General features: G+C 71.0%; 18 protein-coding genes. 13 read left to right on the top strand and 5 right to left on the bottom strand.

Annotated features, from left to right (window positions below; genetic code table 11):
• Positions 1 to 472 precede the first annotated feature (472 nt).
• The 3 genes from D2L64_RS05375 to D2L64_RS05385 all read left to right on the top strand — a co-directional run bounded on the left by D2L64_RS05375 (position 473) and on the right by D2L64_RS05385 (position 3,018).
• Complete coding sequence (locus D2L64_RS05375; RefSeq protein WP_119573572.1) at positions 473 to 805, top strand: YciI family protein; 333 nt, start codon at positions 473 to 475, stop codon at positions 803 to 805.
• Complete coding sequence (locus D2L64_RS05380) at positions 802 to 2,022, top strand: RNA polymerase sigma factor (RefSeq protein ID WP_119573573.1); 1,221 nt, start codon at positions 802 to 804, stop codon at positions 2,020 to 2,022. The genes D2L64_RS05375 and D2L64_RS05380 overlap by 4 nt, the downstream gene beginning before the upstream one ends.
• Before the next feature lie 192 nt (positions 2,023 to 2,214).
• Positions 2,215 to 3,018, top strand: coding sequence for an inositol monophosphatase family protein (locus tag D2L64_RS05385; protein ID WP_119573574.1), 804 nt, complete (start codon positions 2,215 to 2,217; stop codon positions 3,016 to 3,018).
• Between the two features lie 25 nt (positions 3,019 to 3,043).
• Here D2L64_RS05385 and D2L64_RS05390 read toward each other — a convergent pair whose 3' ends face one another.
• Both D2L64_RS05390 and D2L64_RS05395 read right to left on the bottom strand, forming a co-directional pair.
• The gene (locus D2L64_RS05390; RefSeq protein WP_119573575.1) at positions 3,044 to 3,646 is read right to left on the bottom strand and encodes a response regulator transcription factor; all 603 of its coding nucleotides are present in this window, start codon (positions 3,644 to 3,646) and stop codon (positions 3,044 to 3,046) included.
• Positions 3,643 to 4,794, bottom strand: a complete 1,152-nt coding sequence (locus D2L64_RS05395) for a sensor histidine kinase (protein WP_199714421.1) — start codon at positions 4,792 to 4,794, stop codon at positions 3,643 to 3,645. Before D2L64_RS05395 ends, D2L64_RS05390 begins: the two co-directional genes overlap by 4 nt.
• 107 nt (positions 4,795 to 4,901) lie before the next feature.
• Here D2L64_RS05395 and D2L64_RS05400 point away from each other — a divergent pair, with 107 nt between their 5' ends.
• The 5 genes from D2L64_RS05400 to D2L64_RS05420 all read left to right on the top strand — a co-directional run bounded on the left by D2L64_RS05400 (position 4,902) and on the right by D2L64_RS05420 (position 8,218).
• On the top strand, positions 4,902 to 5,783 hold the full coding sequence (locus D2L64_RS05400) for an ABC transporter ATP-binding protein (protein WP_119573577.1): 882 nt from the start codon (positions 4,902 to 4,904) through the stop codon (positions 5,781 to 5,783).
• Between the two features lie 31 nt (positions 5,784 to 5,814).
• Positions 5,815 to 6,534 carry an ABC transporter permease gene (locus D2L64_RS05405; RefSeq protein WP_119573578.1) on the top strand — a complete coding sequence of 240 codons (720 nt, stop codon included), beginning with the start codon at positions 5,815 to 5,817 and terminating at the stop codon, positions 6,532 to 6,534.
• On the top strand, positions 6,531 to 7,217 hold the full coding sequence (locus D2L64_RS05410) for a GOLPH3/VPS74 family protein (protein WP_119573579.1): 687 nt from the start codon (positions 6,531 to 6,533) through the stop codon (positions 7,215 to 7,217). The genes D2L64_RS05405 and D2L64_RS05410 overlap by 4 nt, the downstream gene beginning before the upstream one ends.
• Before the next feature lie 150 nt (positions 7,218 to 7,367).
• A complete protein-coding gene (locus D2L64_RS05415; RefSeq protein ID WP_119573580.1) occupies positions 7,368 to 7,847 on the top strand; it encodes an SRPBCC family protein in 480 nt (159 codons plus the stop codon).
• Positions 7,848 to 7,915: 68 nt separating this feature from the next.
• Positions 7,916 to 8,218, top strand: coding sequence for a DUF1905 domain-containing protein (locus D2L64_RS05420; protein ID WP_119573690.1), 303 nt, complete (start codon positions 7,916 to 7,918; stop codon positions 8,216 to 8,218).
• A gap of 102 nt (positions 8,219 to 8,320) precedes the next feature.
• On the opposite strand, the gene D2L64_RS27505 is transcribed toward D2L64_RS05420, so the two are convergent.
• A complete protein-coding gene (locus tag D2L64_RS27505; RefSeq protein ID WP_199714422.1) occupies positions 8,321 to 8,467 on the bottom strand; it encodes a hypothetical protein in 147 nt (48 codons plus the stop codon).
• 207 nt (positions 8,468 to 8,674) lie between these two features.
• Between D2L64_RS27505 and D2L64_RS05425 the strand changes: the two genes are divergently transcribed.
• Positions 8,675 to 9,916: a DUF2786 domain-containing protein gene (locus D2L64_RS05425; RefSeq protein WP_233558783.1), complete on the top strand. Its 1,242-nt coding sequence runs from the start codon at positions 8,675 to 8,677 to the stop codon at positions 9,914 to 9,916.
• Between the two features lie 192 nt (positions 9,917 to 10,108).
• Here D2L64_RS05425 and D2L64_RS05430 read toward each other — a convergent pair whose 3' ends face one another.
• On the bottom strand, positions 10,109 to 11,665 hold the full coding sequence (locus D2L64_RS05430) for an acetolactate synthase large subunit (RefSeq protein ID WP_119573582.1): 1,557 nt from the start codon (positions 11,663 to 11,665) through the stop codon (positions 10,109 to 10,111).
• A gap of 405 nt (positions 11,666 to 12,070) precedes the next feature.
• Between D2L64_RS05430 and D2L64_RS05435 the strand changes: the two genes are divergently transcribed.
• From D2L64_RS05435 to D2L64_RS05450, 4 genes are all read left to right on the top strand, one after another.
• Positions 12,071 to 13,180 carry a hypothetical protein gene (locus tag D2L64_RS05435; RefSeq protein ID WP_119573583.1) on the top strand — a complete coding sequence of 370 codons (1,110 nt, stop codon included), beginning with the start codon at positions 12,071 to 12,073 and terminating at the stop codon, positions 13,178 to 13,180.
• A gap of 258 nt (positions 13,181 to 13,438) precedes the next feature.
• Complete coding sequence (locus D2L64_RS05440; protein WP_119573691.1) at positions 13,439 to 13,792, top strand: ArsR/SmtB family transcription factor; 354 nt, start codon at positions 13,439 to 13,441, stop codon at positions 13,790 to 13,792.
• Positions 13,789 to 14,055 (top strand): hypothetical protein, encoded by a 267-nt coding sequence (locus tag D2L64_RS05445; RefSeq protein WP_119573584.1) that lies wholly within the window; start codon positions 13,789 to 13,791, stop codon positions 14,053 to 14,055. The genes D2L64_RS05440 and D2L64_RS05445 overlap by 4 nt, the downstream gene beginning before the upstream one ends.
• Before the next feature lie 20 nt (positions 14,056 to 14,075).
• A complete protein-coding gene (locus D2L64_RS05450) occupies positions 14,076 to 15,044 on the top strand; it encodes an NAD(P)-dependent alcohol dehydrogenase (RefSeq protein WP_199714423.1) in 969 nt (322 codons plus the stop codon).
• A gap of 251 nt (positions 15,045 to 15,295) precedes the next feature.
• Here the strand turns inward: D2L64_RS05450 and D2L64_RS05455 are convergent, their stop codons facing one another.
• On the bottom strand, positions 15,296 to 15,862 hold the full coding sequence (locus D2L64_RS05455) for a maleylpyruvate isomerase N-terminal domain-containing protein (protein ID WP_119573586.1): 567 nt from the start codon (positions 15,860 to 15,862) through the stop codon (positions 15,296 to 15,298).
• Positions 15,863 to 15,932 lie beyond the last annotated feature (70 nt).

Below are 15,932 nucleotides of genomic sequence, written 5' to 3' on the forward strand. Positions count from 1 at the left end.
CCGCGGTTCACCTCGACGGGTTTCGCCCACGGGCCAGGAAGCCGCACGTCGAATGGCATTCGATCCCCCGATTCCAATGCCGCCGAATGGTTCGGTTCTCGATTCTCGGCCGGCGGTGTGCAGTCGCTCAACTCGCAGAATGCCGTCGGCGACACCAGGTCGACTCACATCGGTAGCACTGTCGGCCATCGTCGGGGTCTGGTTTCATGAACGGCACGTGGGGTGACCCGCTGTCGCTTCCCACGGGCGCCGTTGCGCGGCCCGCCGGCTCGTCCGTCGGGCAGCCGAGCCGGCGGTGCGGGTGGGTCGGCGTGGGAGGCCGCTCACGAGGCGTCCTCGGCCCCCGCGGCAGACGGCGCACGAGAATCTTGAAAGAGATCTCGGGTGGACATGTCGGAACCGGGCAGCGCCGTTCGTAGCAGGGGTGACCGGCGGTCTGCGGAACCCGCCAGACGACAGGAGACGACATTCGATGACGCAGTACCTGATTTCCGTGCTCGACGACACGTCCAACTCCGCCAGCACGGATGAGATGAACGCGATCGACACCTTCAACGATCAACTCCGGGCCGATGGCCACTGGGTCTTCGCCGGTGGTCTCGCGGCGCCCGACACCGCCACCGTGGTCGACGGACGCGACGGGCAGGCGGTCTTCACCGACGGACCGTTCCTGGAGTCCAAGGAATACGTCGCCGGCTTCTGGATCATCACAGCCCCGCACCTCGACGTGGCGCTGCGGCTGGCCGCCGAGGGCTCGAAGAGTTGCCACCGGCGGGTGGAGGTCCGGCCGTTCCTGGGCGCGTGACCGACGTCGCCGAGGTGATCACCCGGATCCACCGCGAGGAGTGGGCCCGGGTGGTCGCGACCCTGGCCGGGCGGTTCGGCGACCTCGACATCGCCGAGGAGATGGCCGCCGAGGCGTTCGCGTCGGCGGTCCGCCGGTGGCCGGTCGACGGCGTCCCACCGAGCCCGGGCGGGTGGCTCACCACGACCGCGCACCGCAAGGCCGTCGACCGGCTCCGGCGCGAGGTACGACGCGTGGAGAAGCACCGGGAGGCACTGATGCTGGCGGACGTCCCGGAACCGCTCGGCGTCATCGACGACGACCGCCTCCGGCTCGTATTCACCTGCTGCCACCCCGCTCTCGCCATGCCGGCACGGGTCGCGCTGACCCTGCGGATGGTCGGCGGGCTCACGGTGGCCGAGGTCGCCCGTGCCTTCCTGACCCAGGAGGCCGCCATGGGACGGCGGATCACCCGCGCGAAGGCCAAGATCAAGGCTGCCGGGATCCGCTACGGCGTTCCGCTTCGAGCGGACCTCCCGGCCCGGGTCAGCGGCGTACTCGCCGTCCTCTACCTGATCTTCAATGAGGGCTATCTCGCGTCGGACCCGGCCAAGGAGGCGGTCCGCGGCGACCTGACCGCCGAGGCGATCCGGCTGACCCGGCTGGTCCACACCCTGATGCCGGCCCACCGTGAGGTCACCGGGCTCCTGGCGCTGATGCTGCTGACCGAGGCCCGCCGGCCCGCCCGGATGTCGGCCACCGGTGAGCTTGTCCCCCTCGACCAGCAGGATCGCGGTTGCTGGGACCGCGATCTGATCGCCGAGGGCCACGACCTGGTCCGGGCATGCCTCACCGCCGGGCAGGCGCCGGGGCGCTACCAGATCCTCGCCGCAATCAACGCCGTGCACACCGACGCCCGCGACATCCGACACACCGACTGGTCACAGGTCGTCGCGCTCTACGACCAGCTGACCCGTGTCGACCCCTCCCCGATCGTCCGGCTCAACCGGGCGATCGCGGTCGCCGAACTCGACGGCGCCCAGGTCGCGCTGGCACTGGTGGAGGGCCTGCCGCTGCAGGGCTACCACCTCTACCACGCCACCCGCGCCGAGTTGCTGCGCCGGCTCGGCTACCGCGAGCAGTCGCGGACGGCGTACGACCGGGCCATCGAGCTTGCGGGCAACAGCGCCGAGACGGCGTACCTCGTCCACCGGCGCGACCAGTGGGCCGGCGCGTGAGCCACCCGTCCGGAGGACGGCTACCCGGACGCAGCTCGGCTCGCGCACCCGGTGGCCATGACGGCGATCCGGGTCGCGTGGCCGGCGTTCGTGCCGTGGTCCCGCCGGTCGACCCAGCCGGCTCCCGGCACGCCGCCGCTCCTACGAGCGGGCGGTCTTCCTGCCCCCGGGAGATAGGCGAAGATGGTACCCATGGAGGACGACCTTCGACTTGCTCGACGTGCCGCCCTGACCGGAGCCGCAGTGGGCCTACGGTACTTCGCGGCCCTGGCAGGACTTCCCCGGCAACTGAAGCCGGACGGCAGCATAGTCACCGAAGCCGACCAGGCGGTCGAGGCCGCCATCCGGAATACCCTGGCCGGCGCGCGGCCCGACGACGCCGTCCTGGGCGAGGAGACCGGGCAGAGCGGTCAGGGCCGCCGCCGCTGGATCATCGACCCGATCGACGGCACCGCGCTGTTTGTCGCCGGTGACGACCGGTGGCTGGTGCTCGTCGCGTTGGAGGAGGCCGACGAGATTGTGGTGGGCGTGGCTGCCGTTCCCGCCCAGGGGAAGCTCTGGTGGGCAGAGCGGGGCGCTGGCGCTTACCAGGCGGACTTCTCCGGCCTCACCACGACCGACGAACGACCGATCGCCGTCGACCGCACCCGGCCGGACACTTTGAACGGTGGTCGACTCGGTGTGATCCCCACCGACGATCAGCTCTCCCACCGCGAACACGAGATGATCGCGCCGCTGACCGCCGCCGCGGCGAAGACGCCGTGGCACACCCACGCCGCGCTGCTCGTCGCCGACGGAGAGTTCGACCTCGCCGTCCAGACCCGGGGACAGGTGTGGGACTACGCGGCGACGTCCCTCATCGTCGAGGAGGCCGGTGGTCGCTTCAGCGGGCTGGACGGAAAGCCACGGCCCGCCTCCGGGCCGGCGCTGTTCGCCCGCGACAGCGCCATCCACCGTGCGGCGTTACGAGTCCTCGACGCCGACAGCGACCGGTGAGCCGAACACCCGTACCGTTCGGTGTTCACAGCCAGTCGTGTTCGCGGGCGTAGCGCGCCGCCTCGTGACGGGTCCGGGTCTGGGTCTTGCGCATGGCGTTGGAGAGGTAGTTGCGGACGGTGCCGGGAGCGAGGTGGAGTCGGACGGCGATGTCGGCGACGGAGTAGCCCTCGCCGGTGACCCGCAGTACGTCGGCTTCCCGTTCGGTCAGGGGGCAGTCCTCGGTGACGGCGAGCGCGGACACGTCCGGGTCGATCCAGCGTTTGCCCGCGTGCAGGGTGGCGATGACGGAGGTGATGTGGGCCGGCTCGGCGGACTTGCTGACGAAGCCCTGGACACCGAGCTTCAACGCCTTGCGCAGCACGCCGGGTCGGGCGTGCCGGGTCAACATCAGGATCACCTGCTCCGGGCTGGCCCGCCGGATCTGCGTGACCGCGTCGAGGCCGTCCATGCCGGGCATCTCCAGGTCGATGACCAGTACGTCGGGTCGGTGCCGCAGGGTGGCCTCGACGGCGCTCTGGCCGTCCGTCGCCTCGGCCAGGACGGTGATGTCGCCCTCCAGGGGCAACAGCGCGGCCAGTGCCGTACGGAGCAGCACCTCGTCGTCGGCGAGCACGATGCTGGTCATCGGTCGTCCCTTCGGGTGGCCGAGGTGGTGCCGGCGCGGGCGGGTGGGAACGTCGCGGCGGTGCGGAACCGACCCTCGTGCTGTGTCACGGTCAGCTCGCCGCCCTCGGCGGCCAGCCGTTCGTGCAGGACGGACAGCCCACTGAGTGCGGCGGGTGCGTCGGTGGTCACGCCGTCGTTGACGATGGTGATGCCGGACTCGGCGAGCGTGATCTGCACCTGGGTCGCCTGCGCGTGGCGCAGGATGTTGGTGGTCGTCTCGCGCAGCACCTGGCCGAGCAGTTCGCTGGCGCGGGAGTCGACCTCGGCCGCACGGGTCACCCGGACCCGGATGCCGGCGGCCTCGAACAGGTTCTTCGCGTTCTCGATCTCCGCGGTGAGGTTGAGCCGCCGTTGCGCGTAGGCGAGCTCCTTGGTCTGCGCGATGGTGTCGCCGACCAGGGCGTACGTCTCCTGTAGTTCCTTCTCTGCCCGTTCGGTGTCGCGGCGCAGCAACTTCTGGGCGAGCGCGATCTTCAGCTTCACCACGTGCAGGGTGTGGCCCTGGATGTCGTGCAGGTCGCTGGCGAAGCGGACGCGTTCCCGCACGACGGCCAGTTCCGCCTCGCGTTCCCGGGTCTGTTCGAGTTCCCGGATGAGGTCGTAGAACCGCTCGCCGATCACCGTCACCACCGTCACCACGACGGTGACCGCGGTCGGCACGACGACGTAGGTGACCAGGCTCGCGCGTACGTCGTCCGGTTGCACCAGGAGGCGGGTCGCACCGACCGCGGCAACGTAGGAGAAGAGCGCAGCCATCGTCGGTACGCGCCGCCGCCGCACCTCACGCAGGGCGAGCGAGCCCGCGGCGCAGACACCCCAGTACGCGTTGGGGCTGCCGGTCACCAGCACCCCGAGCGGCCACACCGCCGCCGCGACGATCACGCAGGGTAGGGCGACGCGCGCGAGGTCGTCGGCGGTCCACCGTTCGAAGGCCACCACGGCCGCCACGACGCCCGGCGCCAGGACGAGAACGTGCCACCAGGTACGCGAGTCGACGTACAGCAGGAGCAGCGCGGCGATCACCACAGGCGGGAACGACGTGGCGAGGTTGAGCCGGCGCAGGCGTCCCCGGGTCGACTCGGTGAAGCGCGGCGATCCTGCGGTCACCATCCCAGTATCCGGCAGCGACCGGCCACGACCAGTGACACCACGTCACATGCGGTCGTGACATGGTCGCACTGCCGGGTGCCGACGATCGTTGCTGTCATGGGTGCATGTCCACCACACCAGTCATCGAAGTCGAACGGCTGAACCTCACCTACGGTGACTTCCACGCCGTCAAGGATCTCTCTTTCCAGGTACGACGCGGGGAGCTCTACGCGCTGCTCGGCACCAACGGGGCCGGCAAGACCTCGACGCTGGAGGTCGTCGAGGGGCACCGCCGTCCCACCTCCGGTAGCGTCCGCGTCTTCGGGCACGGCCCCGACGACCGACGCGTGGTACGTCCCCGGATGGGCGTGATGCTCCAGGAGAGCGGATTCTCCCCGGATCTCACCGTCCGGGAGTCCGTCCGTCTGGTCGGGCGACTCACCCGCCGTACCGACGACGTCGACCGGGTGCTCGATCTCGTCGACCTCACCGGCCGGGCCGGGCGGCGGGTGTCCCAGCTGTCCGGCGGGGAGAAGCGCCGGCTGGACTTCGCCACCGCCGTGTACGGCACCCCGGAGCTGATCTTCCTGGACGAGCCGACCACCGGTCTGGACATCCAGTCCCGCGACGCCGTGTGGGCGACCGTGGATCGGATGCGGGAGAACGGCGCCACCATCGTGCTCACCACGCACTACCTGGAGGAGGCCCAGCAGCGCGCCGACCGGATCGGGCTGATGCACCAGGGCAGCCTGCACCGCGAGGGCACCGTTTCCGAACTGACCCGTGCCCTGCCGGCGGCCATCCGCTTCGCCGTGCCGGCGTCGGCGCCGACCCTGCCGTTGCAGGCCGTCGCCGACTCCGCCGGCAAGGTACTGGTCGAGACCTTCGCCCTGCAGAAGGACCTGCACGTGCTGCTCGGGTGGGCCCAGGAGCACGCCGTCGAACTGCGGGACCTGCAGGCCGGGCCGACCCGGCTCGACGACGTGTTCCGCGCCCTCAACAGCTGATCCATCCCATTCGACAGGAGTTGCGTCACCGATGTTGTCCATCGCGTTCAGCGAGCTGATCCAGATCTTCCGCAACCGGCTGGTGCTGATCACCAGCCTCGTCGTCCCGTTCGCGATCTGCCTGTTCTTCGTCCGCCAGCACGAGACCTTCGCCGCCGTCGGCAGCCTCGGCTACATCGCGGCGATCGTGATGTTCACCGTGGCCGCGTTCGGGCTCTACGCCACCGCCGTCACCACCCTGGCCTCACGGCGGCAGAACCTCTTCCTCAAGCGGTTGCGCTCCACCGCCGAGGGTGACGTCGGTATCCTCACCGGCCTGCTGCTGCCCGTCGTCGTCCTCGCCGTGGTGCAGGTGACCGCGATCCTGATCGCGCTGGCCGTCGTCGCCGGCGAGCCCTCGAACATCCTGCTGCTCGTGGTGGCGACCATCGCCACCCTGGCGATGATGGTCGGTCTGGCCCTGGCCACCGCGGGACTGACGAACTCACCCGAGCACGCCCAGGTCACCACCCTTCCGGTCACCCTGGGGGTGATCGCCGTGGCAAGCTGGGTGGGGATCACCGGCACGGCGGACCTCGCCTGGCTCAAGCGGCTGCTGCCCGGCGGCGCGGCGACGGAGCTGACCGTGAACGCCTGGAACGGTGGCGTCGCCGTGGCCGACTCCCTGCTCCTGCTCGCGCCCACCCTGGCCTGGGTCGCCGTCGCCGTCGCCCTCGCCACCCGCCTCTTCCGTTGGGAGCCGCGCCGATGACCACCGAATCCGGAGAAGGGTCGGACACCGCGACCCTGGCCGAAGCTCTCCTGCTGCTGTTGTTCCAGCCCGGCTCCGGCACCATCGCGGGAGAGAACACCCTCTTCTACGTCCTGGCCGGAGCCGTGCTCGCCGACCTCGCGCTCGACGAGCACCTGGACACCACGAGCCCGGGGCGGGTCGGTGCCGTCCCGGGCCGGGCACCGTCGGACGACCTTCTGCGTCCGGCCTGGGACTACCTGTCGGAGAAGCCCCGGATGGTGCAGACGGTGCTGGCGGCGATCGGCCCCGGCCTGCGTGAGCCGGTGTTGGCGAGGCTCGTCGTCCGCGGCGATCTGGACCAGGAGCCGCGGAAGGTGCTCGGCCTGTTCCGTACGACGGTGCTTCGGGAAGGCCGGACCGGACGACGAGCGCGGCTGCTCGCCGACGTCCGGCAGGTTCTCGTGGCCGGCACGCAGCCGACGCCCCGGGTCGCCGCGCTGGCGGCGCTGCTCTCGGCGAGCGGGACGCTCCCGCAGTTTGATCGGGAGATCCCCTGGACGTCGTCGGTCATCAACCGGGCCAAGCAACTCGAGCAGGGGGACTGGGGTGCCGAGGCCACGGCGCAGGCGGTGACCCGCACCGTGACGGCCACCGTGGTCACCAGCGCCATCGCGGCCATCACGGTGCCTCCGCGAAGCTGACCCGCGCCGACGAGCCGCTGCCGAACACGCACAGCGACAGTGGGTCGCGCCGGAGACCGAGGTCTACCGCACCCGCCGGGACCGGCGCACGACCGCCGACCGGCACCCATCCCAGGCCGCCGACCGGCGTCCATCCCAGAAGGAGACCGCATGAGCCCGACACCCACCGGCCGACTGTTCGGTGACGACCTCGTGCTGACCCGCACCTTCCCCGCTTCCCCGGCCGACGTCTGGGCGAGCCTCACCGACCCGGCACGCACGGCGCGCTGGTTCGGTCCGTGGCAGGGCAAGGCCGCGCCGGGGCGCACGATCAAGGTCCAGATGGCGTACGAGGAGGGCAAGCCCTGGATGGACCTGACCATCGACGTCTGCGAACCGCCGCACCGGCTGGCGGTCTCCGCCCGGGACGAGCACGGCAGTTGGCACCTGGACGTGACGCTCACCGAGCGCGCGGGCGGCACCGAACTGCGGTTCACCCAGCATCTGACCGGCACGGAGGGCATCGGGGAGGTCGGACCGGGCTGGGAGTACTACCTGGATGCGTTGGTGGCCGCATACGCCGACCTGCCCGCGCCGACGTTCGACGACTACTACCCGGCGATGAAGGAGCACTTCGAGGCGCAGCGATAGCCACGCAAGAACCGGTACCGGTCGACGAGCCGGCTGCACCGTCGGTCCCGGGTGTGATGATGGGCGTCGTGATCGTGAGGTTCGACAGCGAGTTGTGGCTCTGGGCCGCCCGGCGTAACGAGAGCTGGACGTTCGTGAGCCTGCCGGTCGAGGTGTCCGAGGAGATCCGCGACCGCTGCGGCGGGGCACGTCGGGGTTTCGGTTCGGTGCGGGTCCGGGCCACCATCGGTGGCAGCAGGTGGACGACGTCGATCTTCCCCGACAGCACGCGGGGCTGCTACGTGCTGCCGGTGAAACGTGCCGTCCGCAGTGCCGAGGCCCTCGACGCGGGCGACACCGCCGCCGTCACCGTCGAGCTGATCGACACCTGACCTGTGCAGGAGCACGGCACGGTGGGCCTGCGTACGGTCGCCCGACCGGCTACCGGGAACTGCTTCAGACGGACGTCGGTCAGCTCGTTCCCTACCCGCCACCTATCCGGTGATCGCCGGCCAGGCGTAGGCCAGCAGGGCGCACGCCGCGCCGAGCAGCGCGAGCGAGACACCCCGGGTGCGGAGGGGAAGCGCGGCGAGCACAAGCAGGATGACCGCGACGAGATAGAGGAACGCCTGTACCGACACGGCAGTCTCCTTCACTGGTTGACTGATGGGCGGTGTGCTCTCTACCCCCACCGATCCGGTCCCGAAACCCACGCCTGCGCGGGCCTACCGCTGGCGGTTCCAGTGCCGTAGCGGTCGCGCCGGCAGGTCGCCGCCCCGACGTCTACTGGGTCACTCCGGCGCCACTCACGGCCGGAACCTCCGGTGCGACTCCGTAGCCTCATGCTGGTGACATCGGTACGGGAAGCGATCAGGGCGGTTCTCGCCGGGACGGTCGAGTACGAGTCGGCGCTGGACGCGCTGACCGTCCGACCGGCGGCCGAGGTCGACCCGGAGCTGGTGGCCGCGCGGGACGAGGCGTGCGCGCGGCTGTGGCGGGGTGGGTGGCAGCCGGCCGAGTTGCACCGGGTGGTCGCCCGACGGGGCCGGCCGCACCAGGCCGCCCTGGTGACCGACGCGGTCGCCGCACACCTGCGACGGTTTCCCCGGGCCACGGTCGACGGGCGGTGGCTGGCGCAGGCGGACACCCTCGACGCGCGGGTCTGGTGGCGCGGCGACACCACGTACGTCGAGGAACTCGCGGCCCGCTGGCGGCTGGACCGGGTGGCCGTACTCGATCTGGTGTTGGGCCTGCTCACCATCCTGGCCGCGGTCCCGCCGATCGAGGTCCTCGTTCCCCCGCCGGGGGCCGCCGCCGCGCCGGCCGGCGGGTCGGGTGCCGACGGGTCGGCCCGGATCGACGCCCGGCTGCTGGACCGGGTACGCGCCCTGCTCGCCAAGGCGGAGTCGACGAACTTCCCGGCCGAGGCGGAGGCGTACACCGCCAAGGCTCAGGAGTTGGTGACCCGGCACAGCCTCGACGAGGCGCTGCTGGCCGCCCGGGGCGGTGACGCGATGCCGGTGGTGCCGTACGCGCGGCGGATCGGCGTGGACCACCCGTACGAGCGGGAGAAGGCGTCCCTGCTCGACGCGGTCGCGCAGGCGAACCGCTGCCACACGGTCTCGTCACCGGAGCTGGCGTTCAGTACGGTCTTCGGTTTCGACACCGACATCGACGCGGTCGACCTGCTCTACACCTCCCTGCTCGTGCAGGCGCACCGGGCGATGGCCCGGGCCGAACCGCCGGGAGGCAAGGCCGGTCGCCGCCGCCTGAAGGCGTTCCGACAGTCCTTCCTGGTGGCCTTCGCGGTCCGGATCGACGAACGCCTGACCGACGCCGCACAGCTCGCGTTGGCGCAGGCCACCGGCGGGGGCGACGGGAACGGGCTGAGCGACCCGGCCGACCTGCTGCCGGTGCTCGCCTCCCGCGACGAGCAGATCCGCGAGACCATGCGACGGGTCTTCCCGCACACGGTCCGGGCCCGGGCCAGCCGGGTCGACAGCCGCGAGGGATGGGAGTCCGGTCGACAGGCCGCCGACCGCGCCGCCCTGCCGACCGGCACCCCGTCCGCTCGGCACAGCACCGACTGACAGTCACCAGGCGGCTCCCGACCCTGCTCGCCCTGCTGGTGGGCCTCGCCGTGGACGGCGTGGTCTACCTGTTCGCCACGCAGTACCTACCGCCGGCGGTGACCACCTCGTACGACTCGCCCGGCAGGGGGTGTCGAGCGACGTCCTCGCCGTCGGTGGGTTCAGCTGGACGGTCGGTGGTGGGGCCGACGGTCAGGCGGCGGATGGGATCATGGCCTGGATCAGGTGCGGGCCTGGTTCGGCCAGGGCATGTGAGAACTGTTCGGCGAGTTCCTCGGCAGTCCTGGCGAGAGTGGCGGGCACGCCGAAGGACTCCGCGAGCCGCACGAAGTCGATCGCCGGACTGCCCAGGTCGAACTGGGGATTGCCGTCCGGGTCACGGGCGCCGGGACGCTGGCTGTAGTACTTCCATTCCTGACGCAGGATCGCGTACGAGCGGTTGTCGAGGATCACGGTGGTCACGTTCAACCGCTCGCGTGCCTGGGTCCACAGCGCGGTGGGCGTGTACATGGCGCAACCGTCGGCGATCAGGGCCACCACCGGGCGGTCGGGCGCGGCCACGGCGGCACCGACGGCCAGCGGCATGCCATCGCCCATGGCGCCGCCGGTCTGCATGAGCACGTCGTGCCGGGGAGCACCCGCGGTGGCCGCCGCGAGCGCGGTGCCCGAGCTGACGCTCTCGTCGACGACGATCGCTGCCTCCGGTAGCAGCGCGCCGACGACGTCGCACCAGTTGTGCAGGGTGAGGGGGCCGGTGGGCAGCCGAGGGCGCCGTGGTTCGGCGACGTGGGCTGCCGTGTCGGGGGCGACCAGGTCGGCCAGTCGGGTGAGGGCGGCCACGGCGTCCTGGCCCACGTCGGCGAGCACATGGGTGGTGGCGTCCTGGGGTACCAGGCAACTGGGCTTGTCGGAGTAGGCGAAGAAGGAGACGGGCGCCTTGGTGCCCGCGGTGATGACATGCCGGACGCCGGCCAACTGTTCGAGCGCCTGGTCGGGGTAGAAGCCGAGCCGTGGGAAGCTGGGCAGACCGGCCCCGTGTTCGACCCGGTTGGAGTAGAGCTCCTGCAGGACACGGAGGCCGGTGGCGGCGGCGATACGACTCGCTGCGCAGAGGCCCGCCTCCCGCAGCGCCGGCCCTCCGATCACCAGGGCACAGTCGCCGCCGCGCGCGATCTGCGCCACCTGGTTGATCACATCGGCCGGCACCGCGGGCGCGGGCGGTGGGTCGACCGGGGTGGCCGCGGTCGCGCCGTCGGACCACGAGACGTCCGCAGACATGATCACGGTGGCGACCTGCCCGGGTGGCTCCATCACGCTGGCCAAGGTCGCGGCGGCGTCGGTCCCCGCGCCCGCGGCGCTCTCGGGGCGGCGCACGGGACCGCGTAGCCAACCGCCCAGAGCGGCGATGTCGGAGGCCAAAGGTGGGTCGACGGCGTTGTGGTAGGTCGGATGGTCGCCGACGATGTTCAGCACCGGCGAGTTCGCCCGCCGGCTGTTGTGCAGGTTGGTCAGCCCGTACGCGAAGCCGGGGCCGAGATGCAGCAAGGTCGCCGCCGGTTTGCCGGCGATGCGCGCGTATCCGTCGGCCGCACCGGTCACCACGCCTTCGAAGAGTGCGAGCACCCCTCGTAGCTGTGGGACCGAGTCGAGCGCTCCGACGAGGTGCAGCTCGGTGGTGCCAGGGTTGGTGAAGACGACCTCGACCCCGCCTTCGGCCAGGGTACGCATCAGTGCTTCCGCCCCGTTCACCCTTATCCCTCTCGTCGAGCGCTCGTCGCAGAGCGTAGCGGGCGAATGCGCCGATGAAGCTGAAGAGCTCTGCAAAGTGCCACATTCGGGGAGTATCGGAAGTGCAGAGAGGACCAGAGCCCGGGCGACGAGAGCGGACCGTCTCGCCACCGGGCGCGCGCCGTCGAGCAGCCCAGTCGATCGATGGGCCCTGCCGGCCTCGACGCGATCCGCGCCATGGGCGCCGAACTCGACCGCGGGTTGGCGGCATTGCCGGAGCTTCTGAACCACAGCGGCACCGACGCACTTGCCCACCTGAGTCGAAAGTGTGTCGACCAGCCATTTGTCCTGCCCCACGATAAGAATCAGATCAATCTATGATTGAAGTTACTCGATGCATTAGTTCCACCACCCGAGGGGGCCCGCATGATCCAGATCCGCGCCGGACACCGGCGCGCCGCAGCCACGGTGAGCGCCGTGCTGATCCTCACGGCCGCGCCGATCGGCACCCCGTCCGCGTACGCCGACGACCAGGTCCAGACGTTCACCGTCGGCAGGAACTACCTCCTCTACAAGTCCACCGGCCGCACACCCGCCATCGTGCACGGTGAACCGGTCGCGCCAGCCGGTGGCGGTGTCGCCCTCATCCGGTCCGAATCGGGCAACACGACCGCGTTCACGATCGGCCCGAACGGTGGTCTCGTCGTGTCCCGGACCGCGCCGGCCGGCGCCGGCCCCGCCGTCGACTTCGACGGTCCCTCCGGCCTGGCCCCACCCGGGGCCCCCATCGCCGCTGCCGGCTCGGACGTCTTCTTCGTCGGCCGCAACGGGGCGGTCATCAACAGGTCGTACCTGAGCGGCGCGCCACCCAGGCCGCAGCCGGTCACCGTAGCCGGCATCGCCCCACCCGGCGCGGTCGTCGCCGCCATCCCCGCGACCACCACGGGCGTAACGTTCGTCGGCACCGACGGCGCACTCCGCGTGGTCCACCGAAACAGCGCCGGCGGTTGGACGACGGCCGTGGCCAGCCCGCCGAACTTCGCCACCCCCGGTGGCGGGCTTGCGGTGATCTCCCCCGCCGCGTTCGTCACCGGGCTCGACGGACGGATCTGGCAGGTGAGGTTGAACGGTGGCCCGGTGCCCGATCCGTGGCTACCGGTCGCCGTCGCCGGTACCGGGGCCGCGCCGGCCGGGGCACACCTAGCCGCAGCCCAGTTTCCCGGTGGTACGACCGTCGTGATGTTCGCCGGCCACGACGGTGCCGTCCGAGCCACCTCGAACGTCGCCGGGATCTGGCACGAGCCGACCGCGGCCACCGCGCCCGGCGTGGCCGTCCCCGGAAAGCCGATCACCACCACCGTCCACGGCGACCACCTGCACGGCGACTGGTGCGGCAACAGCCTGGCCTGGCAGCTCCGCATCCCGAAGCCGACCCCACCGTCGGGCCCCCACCCCGAGCCGTGGAACGCCGTCACCTACTCGTTCCAGGCCCCCAACATCCAGCCCGGTGGCCACATCTCCAGCGTGCTCCGCTAGCGCGGGCTCGACGCTGACCGGGCCAATGGATCCGCCGGCCCGGTCAGCGGCCTGTCGTTCGACTCGGTCGGTGTCGCGCGGGTCCGTGCCGACCGGGTGGTGCTGCGCGGGCCCACCGGGGAGCCCGCTCGGTACGGGCTCCGTCCGCTGCCGACGCGCCGGTCGATGCTCTGCGGACGGCTCGACCGGCCTTGTCACGTCGCACCTGTGATGCTAACTTGACACCTGTCAGGCTTTTCTTACACGTGGAGGCGGATGATGACAGTGGCCCAGCCGACCGGCGACGAGCTGGTCGAGATGCTGGCCGCACTCGCCAATCCGCTCCGACTGCGGATCATGGCCAAACTCGCCGAGGGCCGCGACTACGTGAGCCACCTGGCACGCGAGATCGGCGTGAGCCGACCCCTGCTCCACATGCACCTGCAACGGTTGGAAGCCGCCGGCCTGATCACCGGCAGCTTCGAACTCTCCGACGACGGCAAGGCCATGAAGTACTACGAGGTCGCCGAGTTCGACCTGCACCTCACCGCGGCGGCGCTCGTCGCCGCCGCGCAGACCCTCACCAGCTCCGAACCCACCACGGGTCCGGCACCGAAGGAGCGCTCCCGATGACACAGACCTGGCCCGATACGGTCCTCGTACTCGGTCTGCTGATGTTCGCCCTCCTGATCCTCGGCGGCACCGCCGCCACCGTCCTCGAGTTCCGCAAGGACAGGATCGACGCCCAGCGCGACGAAGAGCTACGGCAGCTCGTGGGCCGCTACGAGAAGCTGGCCGAGAACACGTTGGACGCCCAGCAGCGGATGGCCGCCGACGTCTCCGAACTGCGGACCCGGACCGCGTCCATCGAGCAGATCCTCCGGACCGTCGAATGAGCGGCCCGGCGGCGGCAACCATGAGAGCGATCACTCAGGACCGGTACGGCACTCCCGACACCCTGACCCTCCGCGACGTCGAGCGGCCCCGGCTCCGGGACGACCACGTCCTGGTACGGGTCCGGGCCGCCGGCATCCACCGGGGCGACCGGATCCTCCTCGCCGGACGGCCGTACGCGGTCCGGATCGTCGGACCCCGCGCCCCACGGCACCGGATCGCGGGAACGGAGGGCGCCGGTGAGGTGCACTCCGTCGGCAGCGCGGTCACCGAGTTCGCACCGGGTGACGAGGTCCTCGGCTGGGGCACGAGCATGTTCGCCGAGTTCGCCTCGGTCCCGGCGAAGAACCTGGTACCGAAGCCGGCCGCGCTCACCTTCGAGCAGGCAGCCGCCCTACCGATCTCCGGCATGACCGCCATCCAGGCACTGGACGGGCGGACCCGACCCCGACCCGGGCAACAGGTCCTCGTCATCGGCGCCGCCGGTGGAGTCGGCACCTTCGCCGTCCAGATCGCCAAGGCGTACGGCGCGGAGGTGACCGGTGTGGGCAGCACGACCAAGGCCGACCTGATCCGGTCGCTCGGCGCCGACCACGTCGTCGACTACACCCGCGAGGACTACACCCGCAGCCCACGCCGCTACGACATCATCGTCGACCTGATCGGCGACCGCCCGGTAGGCCTGCTCCGCCAACTCCTCACCCCGACCGGAACACTCGTCATGGCCGGAGTGGAGAAGGGCGGCCCGGTGCTGGGCGGCTTCGAGCGCAACCTCGCGGCGCTGCTGTACGCCCCCCTCGTCCGACAGCGCCGGGTCCGACCACTCTCGTCGGTCGGCCGCAGGCCCGACCTCCTGGCCCTGACGGAACTCGCCGACGCGGGACATCTCGTTCCGGCCGTCGACCGCACCTACCCACTCGGCCGCACGGCCGAGGCATTCCGGTACCTCGCCGACGAGCACGCCCGAGGCAAGGTGGTCGTCACCCCGTGAGCCCGCGCGGTGGCCGGCGGGACCGTCCGCGAACCTGGATCGCTGTTACGGCGGAAAGGGCGGTATGGCACCCCGCCAGGACCCACCTTTCCGCCGACGCACATCGCGTCGAGGTGCACATCAACAAACCGATCGCCGAGCGCGGCAGCACGCTCACCGCGCTCTGCGACGCGTTGCAGTGCCACCCGGTGACCTGTTCACCGTGCACGAGCCACCCCACTCGACGACACGCACCTGACGCCGGGCCGGACCTATCCGATCGCGGCCTTCAGAACCCAGGAGGTGGGTCGCGGACGGCCGGGGAGGTCCGCACGCCCGGTGGACCAGAGAAGCACCTGGACCGGATCTCCGGCCGGAGCGTGCGGAAAGAGGCGGGTCAGCACGGCGCGGCAGAGCGATTCGGGTGGCTGCCAGCGGATGCCCAACCCCTCGGTGATGTCGTAGGTGTGCACCAGCGTCTCGTTCACACCCAGCGCCGCGAAGCCGCTCGGGTCGGTCGGTCCCCAGTGCCAGGCGCGTGCCGAAGAATCGGCGGTGGCCAACGCGCTGCTCAGCAATCTTCCTGCACCAGCAGCGACTCGCAACAGGTCGCGGGGCGACGCGTCGGCGCGTACCACCAGGTCGAACGGAAGATACGCCGAGTCAGGCCGGGCGGCGAGTTGCCCTGCGTACGCAAGGAGGTCGTGCGCGACGTGGGCGGCCGTCTGCCAGCAACTCCAGTCGAGCGTGCCGGCTGGGCAGCGCCAGTCCGCGGACTGGTACGGGGTGAGCACCCGCAGCATCTCGGCCACGGCTTGGTCGACATCACGGCTGTCCATCGGGGGCATGCCGAGGAGCCTGGCACCTCGTTCGTCGCCTCGGGAGAGATCCGGGCATCGGTTGGCATGA

The organism is Micromonospora radicis, assembly GCF_003583405.1.
Lineage (GTDB): Bacteria > Actinomycetota > Actinomycetes > Mycobacteriales > Micromonosporaceae > Micromonospora > Micromonospora radicis.

Excerpts from the sequence above, each read along its gene's own strand:
- D2L64_RS05375 (WP_119573572.1), top strand. The coding sequence starts at position 473 with ATGACGCAGTACCTGATTTCCGTGCTCGACGACACGTCCAACTCCGCC.
- D2L64_RS05385 (WP_119573574.1), top strand. The coding sequence starts at position 2,215 with ATGGAGGACGACCTTCGACTTGCTCGACGTGCCGCCCTGACCGGAGCC.
- D2L64_RS05390 (WP_119573575.1), bottom strand. The coding sequence starts at position 3,646 with ATGACCAGCATCGTGCTCGCCGACGACGAGGTGCTGCTCCGTACGGCA.
- D2L64_RS05400 (WP_119573577.1), top strand. The coding sequence starts at position 4,902 with ATGTCCACCACACCAGTCATCGAAGTCGAACGGCTGAACCTCACCTAC.
- D2L64_RS05405 (WP_119573578.1), top strand. The coding sequence starts at position 5,815 with ATGTTGTCCATCGCGTTCAGCGAGCTGATCCAGATCTTCCGCAACCGG.
- D2L64_RS05410 (WP_119573579.1), top strand. The coding sequence starts at position 6,531 with ATGACCACCGAATCCGGAGAAGGGTCGGACACCGCGACCCTGGCCGAA.
- D2L64_RS05415 (WP_119573580.1), top strand. The coding sequence starts at position 7,368 with ATGAGCCCGACACCCACCGGCCGACTGTTCGGTGACGACCTCGTGCTG.
- D2L64_RS05435 (WP_119573583.1), top strand. The coding sequence starts at position 12,071 with ATGATCCAGATCCGCGCCGGACACCGGCGCGCCGCAGCCACGGTGAGC.
- D2L64_RS05440 (WP_119573691.1), top strand. The coding sequence starts at position 13,439 with ATGACAGTGGCCCAGCCGACCGGCGACGAGCTGGTCGAGATGCTGGCC.
- D2L64_RS05445 (WP_119573584.1), top strand. The coding sequence starts at position 13,789 with ATGACACAGACCTGGCCCGATACGGTCCTCGTACTCGGTCTGCTGATG.
- D2L64_RS05450 (WP_199714423.1), top strand. The coding sequence starts at position 14,076 with ATGAGAGCGATCACTCAGGACCGGTACGGCACTCCCGACACCCTGACC.
- D2L64_RS05455 (WP_119573586.1), bottom strand. The coding sequence starts at position 15,862 with ATGGACAGCCGTGATGTCGACCAAGCCGTGGCCGAGATGCTGCGGGTG.